Below are 16,386 nucleotides of genomic sequence, written 5' to 3'. Positions count from 1 at the left end.
TAAAAAATGGGAATCGGGAACGCCGAAAAATGAACTATCGCGCGGTGTACCGCCGACCTCAACATTTGCCCATCGCGCCCGGCGCCTCTTTCCCAAGGACGACAAACCGTGCTTAACGCTGCCGACAATACCCTGCTGACCCAGGTGGGCCCCGGCACCCCGATGGGCAATCTGTTCCGCCGCTTCTGGCTGCCGGCGCTGCTGGAAGAAGAGCTGGCCGAGCCGGACGGCGCGCCGGTCAAGCTACGCCTGCTGGGCGAAGACCTGGTCGCCTTCCGCGCCACCGATGGCCGCATCGGCATCCTCGACGCCTACTGCGCCCACCGCCGCGTGCACCTGTACTTCGGCCGCAACGAGGAAAACGGCATTCGCTGCGTCTACCACGGCTGGAAGTTCGGGGTGGACGGCCAGTGCCTGGAAACGCCGTCGGAGCCGGTGGACAACGGCATCGCGCGCCGGGTGAAGCTGACCTCCTACCCGGCGGCCGAGCGCGGCGGCGTGATCTGGGTCTACATGGGCGGCGACGCGCCGCCGCCGCTGCCCGACTTCGAATGGTCGCGCATGCCCGAAACGCAGCGCACCGTGACCAAGCGCGTCCAGCGCTCCAATTGGGCCCAGGCGGTGGAAGGCGGCATCGATTCGAGCCACGTATCGTTCCTGCACAAGCACAACGTCAAGCAGCCCAATCCGTTCAAGTTCCAGGACTCGCCGCTGTCGTGGAAATACCTGGAGCTGGACCGCCACCCGGTGTTCAGCGTCGACGACGCCGACTACGGCCTGCTCATCAATGCGCGCCGCAACGCCGATCCCGGCACCTACTACTGGCGCGTCACCCAATTCCTGCTGCCGTTCTACACGCTGACGCCGCCCACCGTCGACCCGGACGGCTGCGAACGCGCCGCCTACTACGGCCACGCCTGGGTGCCGATCGACGACCACCAGTGCTGGACCTGGTCGTTCCATGCCAGCCCGCACCACGTCTACTCGCCCGAAGAGCGGGAGTTCCTGCAGGGACGCAACGGCATCTGGGGCCCGATCGACGAGCGCTATTACCCGACGCTCAACATGGACAACGACTACGGCCTGGACCGCGACAGGCAGCGGCGCGACAACTTCACCGGCATCGACGGCATCCAGAACCAGGACGCCGCGGTGCAGGAAAGCATGGGCACGATCGTCGATCGCAGCAAGGAACGGCTGGGCCAGTCCGACCTCGCCATCGTGCGTTTCCGCCGCCTGATGCTGAAGCTGGCGCGCGAGCTGCAGGCCGGCCAGGCGCCGCGCGCGGCCGCCGCCGGCGAGCTCTTCAACGTGCGGCCCGTCACGGTGCTGCTGCCCGCCGGCGTGCCGGTGGCGCAAGGCGCCGCGCGCCTGATGCACGCCGCCGCCACGCCGCAGGAAAACCTGGCGCCGATGCCCGGCTGAGCAGGCCCTGCGCCTATCCCGTCACGCCGCTTGGCCGGCCTTTCCGAGGACATCATCATGACGACCCGCCACCCCGCTACGCGCCGGTCCGCCGGCCTCATGGCCCGCCTGCGCGGCGGCGCCGCGCAGGCCTGTGCCGCCCTGCTGCTGGCCGCCGGCGCCAGTGCCACTGCGCAGACCTATCCGACTCAGCCGATCCGGCTGGTGGTGCCGTACACGCCCGGCACCGGCTACGACAGCATCGCCCGCGAAGTCAGCCCTCAGCTGTCGCAGCGGCTGGGCCAGCCGGTGGTGGTGGAGAACCGCCCGGGCGCCAGCAGCCTGATCGGCGCCAGCCAGGTGGCGCGCGCCGCGCCCGACGGCTACACGCTGCTGATCGCCGGCGAAGGCACGATGGCGGCGGCCCACCTGTACCCTTCGATGTCGTTCAACCCAATCGACGACGTGGCGCCGATCACGCTGGCCGGCTACGGCACGCTGATGCTGGTGACCAATCCAGGCACCGGCATCAAGAGCGTGGCCGACCTGATCGCCCAGGCGCACGCGCGCCCGGCCAGGCTGAACTATTCGTCCCCCGGCGTTGGCACCTCGCAGCACCTGAAGATGGAAATGATCAAGGAACGCGCCGGCATCGACATGCTGCACGTTCCCTACAAAGGCAGCGCCGGCGCGCTCAACGACCTGATGGGCGGCCAGATCGACGTCGCGCTGGTCCCGATCCACCAGGCGCTGCCCTTCGTCAGATCGGGCAAGCTGGTATCGCTGGCCATCATCAGCCCGCGCCGCAACCCGCGCGCGCCCGAGGTGCCCACGCTGCAGCAAGCCGGCATCGGCGGCGTCGAGGCCAATATGTGGTACGCCTTCATGGCGCCGCGCAGCACGCCGGCGCCGGTCGTGGCCAGGCTCAACGCCGAACTGCACGCGGTACTGTCGGACCCGCGCGTCAAGGAACGGCTCGAAGGCATCGGGCTGGACGTGGCCACGGGCTCGCCCCAGCAATTGCTGACGATCATGCGGAATGAATCGGCCAGCGCCGATGCGATCATCCGCAAAAACCACATCTCGATGAATTGAGCCCGCCGCGGCTCAGAGCGGGCAGTCCGCCGTCCGGCCTCGGAGCGACGAGGCGGTCACCAGCACGCCGCCGTCGGACGCCGGTTCGCCGCGTTCGCAGGCGGTGGCATGGATGGCGCGGAAGTGCTTCCGATAGCAGTCGAGCAGGCTATCGGCGTTCATTTCGGCACCGAAACATTCCACCAGCGCCCGGGCGCTGACGGCGGCGGTGTTCATCCCGCCGTCAGGCAGGCGGATTCTGAAACGGACGCAGGTCGGTTCGGCTTTGGCTTCCGGATCGAAACTCATGGCGCAGGCCTCCTCATGGTTGGGGGCGCCGGGCCCTGACGGCCCGGGGAAACGCCCGCTCGCTGGCCGCGCCTCCGCAAATACCGTACCCGCCCTTCCCGGATGCGGCCCGCCGCGCCGAAAAAATCCGGCGCCGCGACCGGTTTGCGCGACAATGCGCGGTCGGCCGCGGCGCGCCGCCGCCCGGCCCGAATCTTTTCCGACCGAGGATCGCAGGCAAGACATGGCACTGGACTGGAATCAACAACTGGCGAGCAGCCTGATCTGGCTCGTCGAGGCATTCTTGATCACGGGCGTGGGCTTCACCGCCATCGCCTGGGCGCTGGCCCGCTACACGCGGTGGGGCCGCCAATTCATGCAGATCGCGTGGCCCTACCTGACCCCTCGCCGCAGCTGGCGGCCGCTGCTGACCTGCGCGCTGCTGCTGTTCCTCGCCATGTTCTCGGTACGGATGACGGTGCTGTTCTCGTACTGGTACAACGGCTTCTACAGCGCCCTGCAGGCGCTCGACCAGAGGGCCTTCTGGACCTTCCTCGGCATTTTCGCCATCCTGGCCGCCATCCACGTGCTGCGCGAACTGGTCACCTACTACGTGGGACAGGCGTTCGATATCCGCTGGCGCACCTGGCTGAGCGACCACCTGACCCGCGACTGGCTGGGCGGCAACGCCTACTACCGCGAACAATTCCTCGACCGCCCGATCGACAACCCCGACCAGCGCATCGAACTGGACATCGCCAATTTCGTCATCAGCTCCCGCACGCTGGCTGTCGGCGCGATCAGCTCGCTGGTCTCGCTGGTGGAATTCACCGCCATCCTGTGGAGCCTGTCGGCCGGGCTGTCGCTGGCCGGCATCGAGATCCCGCGCGCGATGGTGTTCATCGTCTACCTGTACGTGATCGTCGCCACCCTGATCGCCTTCAAGCTGGGCCACCCGCTGATCCGCCTGAATTTCCTGAACGAAAAACTCAGCGCCGACTTCCGCTACGCGCTGGTGCGGCTGCGCGAATACGCCGAGAACATCGCCTTCTACCAGGGCGCGCCGGTCGAGCGCGATACCCTGTGGCGGCGATTCATGGCGCTGATCGGCAACCTGTGGGCGCTGGTGTTCCGGACGCTGAAGTTCGACGGTTTCAACCTGACGATCAGCCAGATCGCGGTCGTGTTTCCGTTCATCGTGCAGGCGCCGCGTTTTTTCAGCGGCGCGATCAAGCTGGGCGACGTCATGCAGACTTCCCAGGCCTTCGGCCAGGTACAGGACGCGCTGTCGTTCTTCCGCACCTCGTATGACACCTTCGCCCAGTACCGCGCCACGCTGGACCGCCTGACCGGCTTCATGGACGCCAACCGCAAGGCGCGCGAGCTGCCCGTCATCGACACCGAAGCGCAGCCCGACGCGCTCGACATCGAACGCCTGTACGTGACCCGGCCCGACGGCGGGCCGCTGGTGGAAGATTTGGCGCTGCGGGTGTTGCCGGGCCAGGCCCTGCTGATCAAAGGGCCGTCGGGCAGCGGCAAGACCACGCTGCTGCGCTCGCTGGCCGGCCTGTGGCCGCACGCCCGCGGCCGCGTGCGGCGGCCGCTCGGCGCCCAGGCGCTGTTCCTGTCGCAGCGCCCCTACCTGCCGCTGGGCGATCTGCGCACCGCCATCGCCTACCCCGGCACCGCCGGCCACGGCGACGAATCCCGCCTGCTCGACGCGCTGCTCAAGACCAGCCTCGGCCACCTGGCCGACCACCTCGACCAGCCGGCCGACTGGTCCCGCATCCTGTCGATCGGCGAACAGCAGCGGCTGGCGTTCGCGCGGGTGCTGTACAACCGGCCGCGGGTGGTGTTCCTGGACGAGGCCACCTCGGCCACCGACGAAGGACTGGAGCATGCGCTGTACACGCTGCTGCGGTCCGAACTGGCCAATAGCGTGCTGGTGAGCATCGGCCACCGCAGCACGCTGGACGGCTTCCACACCCACCGCCTGGAACTGGACGGCGGCGGCGGCTGGAGCCTGCGCGCCACGCCTTGAGCACGGCGTCGACGGCCCCCATATAGCCTGTCATGACGCCTCCCCGAACCGCCGTCCGCCGCGCGGCATCGGCGCCGGCCGCCGATCCCTTGTCGGGTTTCCATCCCGCCGTGGCGGGCTGGTTCCGCTCGGCCTTCCCGGCCGCCACCGAGGCGCAGGCCCGCGCGTGGCCGCTGATCCGCGCCGGCCGGCCGACGCTGGTGGCCGCCCCCACCGGCTCGGGCAAGACGCTCACCGCCTTCCTGGCCGCCATCGACGAACTGGTGCGCGAAGGCGTGGCCGCCGGCGGCGCGCTGCCCGACGCCACGCTGGTGGTGTACGTGTCGCCGCTGAAGGCGCTGTCGAACGACATCCGCATCAACCTGGAGGCGCCGCTCGAAGGCATCGGGCGCGAGCTGTCCCGGCTGGGCCTGCCCGACCCGGGCATCCGCACCGCCGTGCGCACCGGCGATACCGCGCCGCAGGAACGCAACGCGATGCGCCGGCAGGCCCCGCACATCCTGGTGACGACGCCTGAATCGCTGTACATCCTGCTCAGCTCCGACAGCGGCCGCCGCATGCTGGGCGGCGCGCGCACCGTGATCGTCGACGAGATCCACGCGCTGGCCAACGGCAAGCGCGGCAGCCATCTGGCGCTGAGCCTGGCGCGGCTCGATGCGCTATGCCCCCGGCCGCCGGTGCGGATCGGCCTGTCGGCCACACAGAAACCGCTGGAGGCGGTGGCGCGCTTCCTGTCGGGGCGCGGCGGCCCGCCGGCGCAGATCGTCGACGTCGGCCACGCGCGCAGGCGCGACCTGGCGCTGGAGCTGCCGCCGGTGCCGCTCGAAGCGGTGATGGCCAACGACGTCTGGGAACGGGTCTACGACCGCATGGCCGAACTGGCCGCGCAGCACCGCACCACGCTGATCTTCGTCAACACCCGGCGCATGGCCGAACGCGCCGCGCGCCACCTGGCCGAGCGGCTGGGCGAGGCCGCGGTCGCCGCCCACCACGGCAGCCTGGCCAAGGAACACCGCTTCGACGCCGAACAGCGCCTCAAGCGCGGCGAACTGCGCGTGCTGATCGCCACCGCGTCGCTGGAACTCGGCATCGACATCGGCGACGTCGACCTGGTCTGCCAGGTGAGTTCGCCGCGCGGCATCTCGGCCTTCCTGCAGCGCGTGGGGCGCGCCGGCCATCAGGTGGGCGGCGTTTCCAAGGGGCGGTTGTTCCCGGTCTCGCGCGACGACCTGGTCGAATGCGCGGCGCTGCTCGACTGCGTGCGGCGCGGTGAACTCGACACGCTGCGCATCCCGCATGCGCCGCTGGACGTGCTGGCGCAGCAGATCGTGGCCGAGGTGGCCTGCCGCGAATGGGGCGAAGACGCATTGTTCGAACTCGTGCGCCGGGCCGACCCGTATGCCGACCTCGAACGCGACCGCTACGACGCCGTGGTGCGCATGCTGGCCGAAGGCTACGCCAGCCGCCACGGCGTGCGCGGCGCCGCCCTGCACCGCGACACCGTGGCCGGCACGCTGCGCGCCCGCCGCGGCGCGAAGCTGACGGCGGTCACCTCCGGCGGCACCATTCCCGACAACGCCGACTACGCCGTGCTGTTGGAGCCCCAAGGGCTGTCGATCGGCACCGTCAACGAAGACTTCGCGGTGGAAAGCCTGGCCGGCGACATCTTCCAGCTCGGCAACGCCTCGTACCGCATCCTGCGGGTCGAGGCCGGCCGCGTGCGGGTCGAGGACGCCCACGGCGCGCCGCCCAGCATCCCGTTCTGGCTGGGCGAAGCGCCGGGCCGCAGCGACGAACTGTCGGCCGGCGTGGCGCGGCTGCGCGCGGCGGTGGACCGCGCGCTGGGCGACGGCCCCGCCCCCGACCTCGACGCCGCCATCGCCTGGCTCGAACGCGAGTTGCGGCTCGATCCCGCCGCCGCCCGCCAGATCATCGAATACCTGGCGCCGGCGCGCGCCGCGCTGGGCGCGCTGCCCGGCACCGGCATGCTGGCGCTGGAACGCTTCTTCGACGAATCCGGCGGCATGCAGCTGGTCGTGCATTCCCCGTACGGCAGCCGCATCAACCGCGCCTGGGGCCTGGCGCTGCGCAAGCGTTTCTGCCGCACCTTCAACTTCGAACTGCAGGCGGCCGCCACCGAAGACGCGATCGTGCTGTCGCTGTCCGAAGGCCACAGCTTCGCGCTGGACGAGGTGTGGCGCTACCTGCGCTCGGACAGTGCCGAGCACGTGCTGGTCCAGGCGCTGCTGGACGCCCCGATGTTCAACGTGCGCTGGCGCTGGAACGCCGCCACCGCGCTGGCGCTGCCGCGCTTCGCCGGCGGCCGCAAGGTGCCGCCGCAGCTGCAGCGGATGCGCAGCGACGACCTGCTGGCCGCCGTCTTCCCCGACCAGTCGGCCTGCCTGGAGAACGTGGTGGGCGAACGCCAGTTGCCCGACCACCCGCTGGTGGACCAGACGCTGGACGACTGCCTGCACGACGCGATGGACGCCGAAGGCTGGCTGCAGCTGCTGCGCCGGATCGAAGGCGGCGAGCTGCGCCTGATTGCGCGCGACCTGCCGGCGCCGTCGCCGCTGGCGATGGAAATCCTCAGCGCGCGGCCCTACGCCTTCCTCGACGACGCGCCGCTGGAAGAACGCCGCACCCAGGCCGTGCAGCGCCGGCGCTGGAGCGATCCGGCGTCGCCGGACGACCTGGGCGCGCTCGACGCCGGCGCGATCGACGCGGTGGCCGACGAAGCCTGGCCGCGCGTGCGCGACCGCGACGAGATGCATGAGGCCCTGATGGCGCTGGGCGCCGTGGCGGACGCCGAGGCGCAGGCCAACGAAGGCTGGCCGGCCTGGCTGGCGGAACTGGCCGGCAGCGGCCACGCCACGCGGTTGCCGATCCCTGGCGGTGCATTATGGGTAGCGCGCGAACGCCTGTCCTGCATGACCGCCGTCCATCCCGATGCGCCGCATGAGCCACCGCTGGACGCGGGCGGCGAGACCTGGGAGCGCGACGACGCCATCGTCGAACTGATCCGCGCCCGCCTGTCCGGCTTCGGCCCGCAAGACCTTCCCCACATCGCCGCGCCGCTCGGCCTGCCCGCATCCGAGGTCGCCATCGCGCTGGCCCGGCTGCAGGCCGAAGGCTACGTGCTCGCCGGCCGCTTCACGCCCGGCGCTGCCGCCGAGCAATGGTGCGAGCGCCATCTGCTGGCCCGCATCCATCGCTACACCATCGGCCGCCTGCGGCGCGAGATCGAGCCGGTGGAACGCCAGGACTTCGTGCGTTTCCTGTGCGACTGGCAGCATCTCTCGCCCGACACCCGCCTGCGCGGCCGCGACGCCCTGGCCCAGGCCGTCGCCCAACTGGAAGGCTTCGAAGCCGCCGCCGGCGCCTGGGAAGCCGACCTGCTGCCCGCGCGGCTGGACGGCTACGCCCCCGACTGGCTGGACGAACTGTGCCGCGCCGGCCGCACCGCCTGGCTGCGCGCAGGCGCCCCGGCGCGCGCCGCAGGCGGCACGCCGCGCGGTGCCGGCCCGGTGCGCGCCACTCCCATCGTGCTGCTGCCGCGCCGCCAGCTCGCCGCCTGGCAAGCCCTGTCCGAGGACAGCGAACCGCCCGCCGTCTCGTCCCGCGCCCAACGCGTACACGCTGCCCTGTCACGCCACGGCGCCATGTTCTTCGACGAGCTGCAGGCCGACACCGGCCTGCTGCCCGGCGAACTGGAAACCGCGCTGGGCGAACTGGTGGCCGCCGGCCAGGTCACCGCCGACAGTTTCGCCGGCCTGCGCATTCTGCTGCAGCCGGCCTCGCGCCGCACCGCCTCGGCCCGCCGCCGGGCGCGCGGCGCCGCCCCCGGCGGCATGGAAGAAGCCGGCCGCTGGGCCCTGGTACGCCGGCCCGCGCCGGACGACGCCACCGATACCCGCAGCGCGCGCCAGGCCGCCCTCGAACACGTCGCGCTGACCCTGCTGCGCCGCTACGGCGTCATCTTCTGGCGCCTGCTCGAACGCGAAGCCTCGTGGCTTCCCCCCTGGCGCGACCTGCTCCCCGTCCTGCACCGCCTGGAAGCCCGCGGCGAAATCCGCGGCGGCCGCTTCGTGGCCGGCCTGGCGGGCGAACAGTTCGCCCTCCCCGAAGCCATCCCCCTGCTGCGCGAAGCCCGCCGCCGCGCCCCCGACGGCACGCTGGTCTGCATCTCGGCCGTCGACCCGCTGAACCTGGCCGGCACCCTGCTGCCCGGCGACCGCATCCCTTCCCTGGCCGGCAACCGCCTGCTGCTGCGCGACGGCGCGCCGGTGGCGGCGGCGGTGGGCGGCGAACTGCAGTACCTGGGCGACTTCGACCCGGCCGAACGCGAGCGGCTGCGAACGGCGCTGGTGGTCCGGCGCTGATTGAAATACCCTACGCCACCAGCCGAAACAGACTCCCCCACTGCGTAATCGCCCCGGTATCGACCCCCGCCAACCGCAACGCTTTCCAGACCACCGTGGCGATGCTGTCGTACACCGGCACGCCGAACTCACGCTCGAGTTCCGGCACCAACGGCGCCCCGCGCAGGTTGGTGCAAAGAATGGCCACCGCCTGCGGCCGGGGCCCCGGGCCGGACATCACGCCGGCCACCATCTCGCGCAGTTGCTGCGCCGTGACCTCGGCGAAGGAGAAGTTGTCCCGCAGCCCCAGGTGCCGCTCGGCCACGCAGTCGAAGCCGGCGCGCCGGTAGTTGTCGACGATGGCCGCCTGCACGTCGTCCAGGTACGGCGTCACCAGCGCGAAACGCGTGGCGCCGGTCTTCTCCAGGATCTCGTTCAATGCCAGCACCGAGGTGCAGGCACGCGCCCCGGTCGATTGCTCGATCGCCTCGCACAGCCGGCGATCGGTATCGAACCCCAGCCAGCCCGCCGAGGTGCCGTTCCAGCCGATCACCTCGCACTTCGCGTGCGTCAGCAGTTCGGCCGCGGCCAGGATGCCGCTGTGGTCGAACTGCCCCAGCGCCTGGTCCGACAAGGCGATCTCCGTCACCCGGAACCGCGAAAAATGGGCGCTGGCCTGCGGCAGTTCCGCCAGCATCGCCGTGGTGACCGGCTCCAGCGTGGTATTGGACGAAGGGGTCAGCATGCCCAGCAAAGTACGCCCGGCCATCGTTGCTCCATGAAGTGAAAGTGGCGCCGCGGCGCCGATCGTGTCACACTCTAGCTCATTGGATACCATGTTTGAAGCGTTCGTATCCAAAGTGCAGCCCAATCCCTGGCGCATCGCCGAGCCCGCCTTCGCATCGCCCGAATCCAATTGAAAGCCAACGCCTCATCTTCGCGGCCCGTGCGCGCCGCCACCGCCGGCCGCCGCCGGCCCGCGGCCGAGCCGCCGGCGCCCAAGGCCGACATCTACGAGCGCATCTACACCGCCATCGTCGAACACCGCCTGCTGCCCGGCACCAAGCTCACCGAAGAACGCATCGCCGAACTGTTCTCCGTCAGCCGCACCCAGGTGCGCGGCGTGCTGCAGCGGCTGGCCGTGCAGCAGCTGGTATCGCTGATTCCCAACCGCGGCGCCTTCGTCTACATGCCCAGCGCCGACGAAGCGCGCGACGTGCTCGCCGTGCGCCGCACGCTGGAACCGGCGGTGCTCGACCGCCTGATCCGCCGCATCGCGGCCGGCAAGGCGCCGGGCGCGGTTGCCGAGCTGCGCGCGCTGGTGACGCGCGAGCGGCAGGCGCATGCGGCCGGCGACCGCCGCTCCGCCGTGCGGCTGTCGGGCGAATTCCACGTCACGCTGGCCGTGCTTACCGGCAGCAGCATCCTCAGCCGCATGCTGCGCGAACTGACGCCGCTCACCTGCCTGGCCATCCTGGCATTCGAAGCGCCCACCGCGGCCGCCTGCCCCAACGACGAACACGAACGGCTGGTCGACGCGATCGAGGCCGGCGACCAGCGCACGGCGGCGGCGCTGATGGTCGAGCACCTGAACCATATCGAGCACTCGCTGCGGCTGGATGCCGAAGAGCCGGCCGAGGTCGACCTGGCGGCCGTGTTGCTGGGCTGACGGGCGCCGCCCCTCGGGGCCAAGAATCGCCTCTGCACCAGCGTGGTGGGCTTGCGGCCCGCGGCAACCAACTTTGTGCACAATGCAACGCCAACATTGTGCACCCATAGGGTAAGTCGTGGAGGTGCAAAGCCCGCCGACGCCAGGGCACAACGCGAATTCCCATTGTGTACAATTTTGGCACGGTGTTTGCTTCAACCCGGGCATGGGCGCCCGCGCTTCCCGCGCCGCCCCCTCCCGGAGCCAGCAAGCCCATGAGCACCGCGTCTTTCCGCTGCCGCCCAGCCGCCGACCGGGTGTGCCGATGACCGCCCCGGCTTTGGACCTGGTCGTCCGCAACGGCCAGGTCGTTACCGCGGCCGACGTCTCCCGCTGCGACATCGGCATCCGCGGCGGCCGCATCGTCACGCTGGGCGAAGGCCTGCCGGCGGCGGCGCGCGAGATCGACGCCGCCGGCCGCTTCGTCACGCCCGGCGGGGTCGACGGCCACTGCCACCTGGACCAGCCGATGGAAGGGCCGGCCCGCATGGCCGACGATTTCTGGACCGGCACCCGCTCGGCCGCCTGCGGCGGCACCACCACCGTCATTCCCTTCGCCGCCCAGGCGCGCGGCCAGTCGCTGCGCGCCGCGGTGCGCGACTACCACGAGCGCGCCGCCGGCCGCGCCGGGGTCGACTACGCCTTCCACCTGATCGTCAGCGATCCCTCGCGCGAGGTGCTCGATGTCGAACTGCCCGAACTGATCGCGCAAGGCCACACGTCGTTCAAGATCTACATGACCTACGACGACCTGAAGCTGGACGACGGCCAGATCCTGGACGTGCTGGCCGTGGCCCGCGCCCACGGCGCGATGCCGATGATCCATGCCGAGAACGCCGACTGCATCGCCTGGCTCACGCAGCGCCTGGAAAGCGCCGGCCACGTCGCGCCGCGCTTCCACGCCCATTCGCGGCCGATGCTGGTGGAGCGCGAGGCCTCGCACCGCGCCATCGCGCTGGCCGAACTGGTCGACGTGCCGATCCTGATCGTGCACGTGTCGGGCCGCGAGGCGGTCGAGCAGATCCGCTGGGCCCGCGCGCGCGGCCTGCAGGTGTTTTCCGAGACCTGTCCGCAGTACCTGTTCCTGACCGCCGAAGACCTCGGCATCGACGACGCCTATACCGGCGCCAGGTGCGTCTGCAGCCCGCCGCCGCGCGACCGCGCCAACCAGCCGGTGCTGTGGGACGCGCTGGCCGACGGCATGTTCACGGTGTTCTCGTCGGACCACGCGCCGTTCCGCTATGCCGGCGACGACGGCAAGCGCCCCGGCGGCGCCGAGGTGGCGTTCCACCACATCCCGAACGGCATCCCGGGCATCGAGACCCGGCTGCCGCTGCTGTTCTCCGAAGGCGTGCTGGCCGGCCGCCTGACCCCGCAGCGCTTCGTCGAACTGACCGCCACCGCGCCGGCGCGCGCCTACGGGCTGCATCCGCGCAAGGGCACGATCGCGGTCGGCGCCGACGCCGACCTGGTGATCTGGGACGAGCGCGAGATCACGATCGGCAACCACATGCTGCACCACGCCGCCGACTACACGCCGTACGAGGGCATGCGCCTGCGCGCGTGGCCCGGCTGCACGTTGCTGCGCGGCGAGGTCGTGTGGGATGGCGCGCAATGCCTGGCCACGCGCGGCCAGGGCCGCTTCCTGGACTGCGGCCGGCCCACGCTGCTGCCGGCGGCGCGCGCGCCGCGCCCGGCGGCGGGGCTGTTCGCGGGATTGGCGCAGCGATGACGGCCGCCGCCCGCACCGCACCGCCCGTTTCGGCCATTGGCGCCGCCGCGTCCGGCGTCCGCTGGGAATGGGTGATGCTGCCTTCGCTGCTGGTCTCGCTGGCGCTGCTGGCGGTCTCGCAGTTCGTGTTCCTGAAGGGCAGTTTCCTGCGCGACCTCGGCATGGGACAGTCGGGCGATACGTTCGAGTGGCACAACTACGCGCAGCTGTTCTCCGACGGCTTCTACCTCGACACGCTGCGGCGCTCGGTGGGCGCCTCGCTGGCCGCCACCGCGCTGACGCTGGCGCTGGCCTTCCCCACCGCCTACATCATCGCCCGCATGAAATCGCGCTGGGGCCTGGCGCTGCTGGCGGCGGTGGTGGTGTCCTCCTTCGTGTCGATCGTGGTCAAGGTGCTGGGCCTGATCCTGATCTTCAGCGCCAACGGCCCGTTCAACAAGCTGCTGCTGGGGCTGGGACTGGCCGACCAGCCGGTCACGCTGCTGGGCACCATGACCGGCGTGGTGATCGGCCTGACGCACTATTCGCTCGGCTTCGCGGTGCTGCTGTTCTACAGCGTGGTCATCACCATCCCGCGTTCGCTGGAAGAGGCGGCGCTCGGCCTGGGCGCCAGCCGGGCCGGCGTGTTCCGCCAGGTGGTGCTGCCGCTGGCGCTGCCGGGGCTGTTGTCGGGCGCGCTGGTGATCTTCAACGTGAGCGTGGGCGGCTTTACCTCCACCGCGCTGATCGGCGCCGGCAAGGTGCTGACCGTGCCGGTGGTGATCCAGCGCACCATGCTGCTCGAAACCAACTACGGCATGGCGGCGGCACTGGCCGCGCTGCTGCTGGTGACCGTGCTGGCGATCAACCTGGCCTCGGTGGCCGCGGTGTCGCGGATGCGCAAGGGGGTGATGGCATGAGGCCGATGCAGCGCGGCGGCAAGAGGGCTGCCCGATGAACGCCGTGGCCGGATCCGAACGCCTGGCCGCGCCCGGCCGCAGCACGCGCGCCGCCGGCAGGCCGGCGCGCGGGCGCATGGGCGGCCGCGTGGCCTGCGCCGCCATGCTGGCCGTCACCTACCTGTTCCTGCTCGGCCCGATCCTGTACGTGGCCATCGCCTCGTTCGACTACGGCCAGCGCGCCTACGTCACCTTCCCGCCGGAGCATTTCACGCTGGATTCCTACCGCAACATCCCGGCCCGCTACTACGACGCGCTGTGGCTGTCGGTCAGGCTGGCGCTGGCCTGTGCCGTGCTGTCGAGCCTGCTGGGCATCTCGGCCGCGATCGGCCTGGTGCGTTCCAACGTGCCGGGCAAGGCCGTGCTGCTGGCGCTGATGCGCGCGCCGCTGCAGATACCGGGCGTGGTCAGCGGCCTGGCCTTCCTGCAGGCCTACTACATGGTGGGCGACCTGACCGGCTGGTACGCCAACAACAGCTTCGCCGGCCTTTTGATCGCGCACACCTTCGCCGCCACGCCCTACGTGGTGGGCACGCTGGTGGCGGTGCTGCAGCGCTTCGACGGCGCGCTGGAAGAAGCCGCGCTGGTGCTGGGCGCCAGCCGCTGGGGCGCCTTCGTGCAGGTCACGCTGCCGGTGCTCAAGCCGGGCGTGTTCACCGGCGCGCTGTACGCCTTCATGGTGTCGTTTTCCGAAGTGCCGATCAGCGTGTTCCTGACCGGGCCGCAGCGGGTCACCTTCCCGGTCGAGGTCTTCAACTCGATGCAGTTCGACTTCGAACCGACCATTCTCGCGGTCTCCACCCTGGTCACCGTGTTTTCTCTGGCCGCCGTCCTGGCCGTGCAGAAGCTCTTCGGGCTCGACGTGTTCGTCAAGACCGGAGGCGCCGACTGACGGCGGGCGCCACCCACCTCCATCCAATCCCTGGGGAAACAGCATGAACCGGAAGCATCTCCTGTCGAAGAAACTGATGGCGGTGGCCGCCGCCGCGCTGCTGGCCGGCGGCGCCGGCGCCGCCCGGGCCGGGCAGTTCGACGGCGTGACGGTCAAGGTCGCGACCTTCGGCGGCAAGTGGCGCGACATCGTCGACCAGTACGTGGGCAAGCCGTTCGAGGCCGAAGGCGGCAAGGTCGAATACGTGCTGGGCCAGCCGGCGCAGAACATGGCCAAGCTGATCGCCGCGCGCGGCCAGCCGGCGCCGTTCGACATGATGGAGACGATGGACAACTTCCTGCCGGCACTGGCGCGCGGCGGCTTCACCGAGCTGCTGAACGAGGCCGCCATCCCCAACCTGGCCAACTTGCCGGCCTCGGCCCACGACAAGAACAAGGTGATGATCTGGGCCACCCAGGAAGGCATCGTCTACAACAAGGAAAAATTCAAGGAAGCCGGCATCCCGGCGCCGGTCCACTACGCCGACCTGGCCGACCCGCGCCTGAAGGGCAAGGTCTCGGTGCCCGACATCAGCGCCGGCGGCGCCATCCCGGCCATCGTCGGCATGTCGCTGGAAGCCGGCGGCAACGAGGCCAATATCGGCCCGGGCCTGGACCTGATCCAGAAGATCGCGCCGGCCAGCTTCTGGTCGTCCTCCTCCAACCTGCAGACCCAGCTCACCAACGGCGACGTCTGGGCCGCCGCGGCGCAGGCCGGCAACGTGCAGCGCCTGAAGCAGGTGCCGCTGGGCATGACCCACGTGCCGGTGGCGGGCAAGGTCGGCATCCTCAAGCAGGGCTATCTGGTCAAGATCAAGGGCACGAAGCAATCGGCCGCGGTCGACTGGATCATCAACCGGTTCCTGTCGCTGCCGATGCAGATGGCCACCTCCACCGAAGGCGGCCAGGTGCCGACCAGCAAGGCCGCGCTGGCCGAGATGCAGAAAGACAAGTCGCTGTCGTTCATGAAGCTCTCGCCCGAAGAAGTGGCCGGCATGTACCAGATCGACTATTCCAAGGTCGACCAGGCGGCCTATGTGCAGCAGTGGAACCGCAAGATCGGTTCGAAATGAGCCTCGCCTCGACGGAGCCGGCATGATGCAACCCAAGGTATCGCTGCAGCAGGTGCAAAAACGGTACGGCGGCGCGACCGTGCTGGCCGCACTCGACCTCGCCCTGCACGAAGGCGAATTCCTGACCCTGCTGGGGCCTTCGGGCTGCGGCAAGACAACCACGCTGCGCATGGTGGCGGGCTTCGTCGAACCCAGCGCCGGCCGCATCCTGATGGACGGCGCCGACGTCACGCGGGTGCCGCCGAACCGGCGCGAGGTCGGCATGGTGTTCCAGAACTATGCGCTGTTCCCGCACCTGACCGTGGCCGACAACATCGCCTTCGGCATGAAGCAGCGCGGCGCCACCGAGGGCGAGCGCCGCACCCGCGTGCACGAACTGCTGGAACTGGTGAAGCTGCAAGGCATCGGCAAGCGCTACCCGGCCGAACTGTCGGGCGGCCAGCGCCAGCGGGTGGCGATCGCGCGCGCGGTGGCCCATCCGCCCAAGGTGCTGCTGATGGACGAGCCGCTGGGCGCGCTGGACCTGAAGCTGCGCGAGGCGATGCAGCACGAGCTGCGCGCGATCCAGAAGCGGCTGCGCATCAGCACGCTGTACGTCACCCACGACCAGACCGAGGCGATGGTCATGTCGGACCGCATCGTGGTGATGAACCACGGCCGGATCGAACAGCAGGGCAGCGCGGAAGACATTTACCTGCGGCCGTCCTCGCGCTTCGTGGCGCAGTTCGTGGGCCGCATCAATTTCATCGCCGCCGCGGCCGAAGGCGCCGGCCGCCTGTCGTTCGGCGGCCAGCCGCTGGCGCCGCCGGCCGGCGCGCCGCGCCAGGCGGCCGGCGG

At 70.5% G+C, this 16,386-nt stretch carries 12 protein-coding genes; 10 read left to right on the top strand and 2 right to left on the bottom strand.

What is annotated here, in order from left to right:
- Window positions 1-108: 108 nt before the first annotated feature.
- A complete protein-coding gene (locus ABD927_RS15470; RefSeq protein ID WP_345250732.1) occupies window positions 109-1,425 on the top strand; it encodes a Rieske 2Fe-2S domain-containing protein in 1,317 nt (438 codons plus the stop codon).
- Window positions 1,426-1,482: 57 nt separating this feature from the next.
- Window positions 1,483-2,499, top strand: coding sequence for a tripartite tricarboxylate transporter substrate binding protein (locus ABD927_RS15465; protein WP_345250731.1), 1,017 nt, complete (start codon window positions 1,483-1,485; stop codon window positions 2,497-2,499).
- Between the two features lie 12 nt (window positions 2,500-2,511).
- On the opposite strand, the gene ABD927_RS15460 is transcribed toward ABD927_RS15465, so the two are convergent.
- Entirely contained in the window at window positions 2,512-2,787 is a 276-nt protein-coding gene (locus tag ABD927_RS15460; RefSeq protein ID WP_345250730.1) for a hypothetical protein, read from the bottom strand.
- A 223-nt stretch (window positions 2,788-3,010) separates the two neighbouring features.
- Between ABD927_RS15460 and ABD927_RS15455 the strand changes: the two genes are divergently transcribed.
- Window positions 3,011-4,807, top strand: a complete 1,797-nt coding sequence (locus tag ABD927_RS15455) for an ABC transporter ATP-binding protein/permease (protein ID WP_345250729.1) — start codon at window positions 3,011-3,013, stop codon at window positions 4,805-4,807.
- 32 nt (window positions 4,808-4,839) lie between these two features.
- A complete protein-coding gene (locus ABD927_RS15450; protein ID WP_345250728.1) occupies window positions 4,840-9,189 on the top strand; it encodes an Lhr family helicase in 4,350 nt (1,449 codons plus the stop codon).
- 10 nt (window positions 9,190-9,199) lie between these two features.
- Here ABD927_RS15450 and ABD927_RS15445 read toward each other — a convergent pair whose 3' ends face one another.
- On the bottom strand, window positions 9,200-9,937 hold the full coding sequence (locus ABD927_RS15445) for a maleate cis-trans isomerase family protein (RefSeq protein WP_345250727.1): 738 nt from the start codon (window positions 9,935-9,937) through the stop codon (window positions 9,200-9,202).
- 147 nt (window positions 9,938-10,084) lie between these two features.
- Here ABD927_RS15445 and ABD927_RS15440 point away from each other — a divergent pair, with 147 nt between their 5' ends.
- The 6 genes from ABD927_RS15440 to ABD927_RS15415 form a co-directional block, all read left to right on the top strand.
- Window positions 10,085-10,837 (top strand): GntR family transcriptional regulator, encoded by a 753-nt coding sequence (locus ABD927_RS15440; protein WP_345250726.1) that lies wholly within the window; start codon window positions 10,085-10,087, stop codon window positions 10,835-10,837.
- A gap of 304 nt (window positions 10,838-11,141) precedes the next feature.
- Window positions 11,142-12,608: a dihydropyrimidinase gene (gene hydA / locus ABD927_RS15435; RefSeq protein ID WP_345250725.1), complete on the top strand. Its 1,467-nt coding sequence runs from the start codon at window positions 11,142-11,144 to the stop codon at window positions 12,606-12,608.
- Window positions 12,605-13,507, top strand: coding sequence for an ABC transporter permease (locus tag ABD927_RS15430; protein ID WP_345250724.1), 903 nt, complete (start codon window positions 12,605-12,607; stop codon window positions 13,505-13,507). The genes hydA and ABD927_RS15430 overlap by 4 nt, the downstream gene beginning before the upstream one ends.
- A gap of 34 nt (window positions 13,508-13,541) precedes the next feature.
- The gene (locus ABD927_RS15425) at window positions 13,542-14,438 is read left to right on the top strand and encodes an ABC transporter permease (RefSeq protein ID WP_345250723.1); all 897 of its coding nucleotides are present in this window, start codon (window positions 13,542-13,544) and stop codon (window positions 14,436-14,438) included.
- A gap of 43 nt (window positions 14,439-14,481) precedes the next feature.
- Entirely contained in the window at window positions 14,482-15,549 is a 1,068-nt protein-coding gene (locus tag ABD927_RS15420) for an extracellular solute-binding protein (protein ID WP_345250722.1), read from the top strand.
- A 22-nt stretch (window positions 15,550-15,571) separates the two neighbouring features.
- Window positions 15,572-16,386, top strand: an 815-nt coding sequence (locus tag ABD927_RS15415) for an ABC transporter ATP-binding protein (RefSeq protein WP_345250721.1), incomplete at its 3' end; no start/stop codon positions are given.

Origin of the sequence: Pigmentiphaga soli, assembly GCF_039541095.1 — a bacterium.
GTDB lineage: Bacteria > Pseudomonadota > Gammaproteobacteria > Burkholderiales > Burkholderiaceae_B > Pigmentiphaga > Pigmentiphaga soli.
This window is presented reverse-complemented; position numbering and strand designations above follow the sequence as displayed.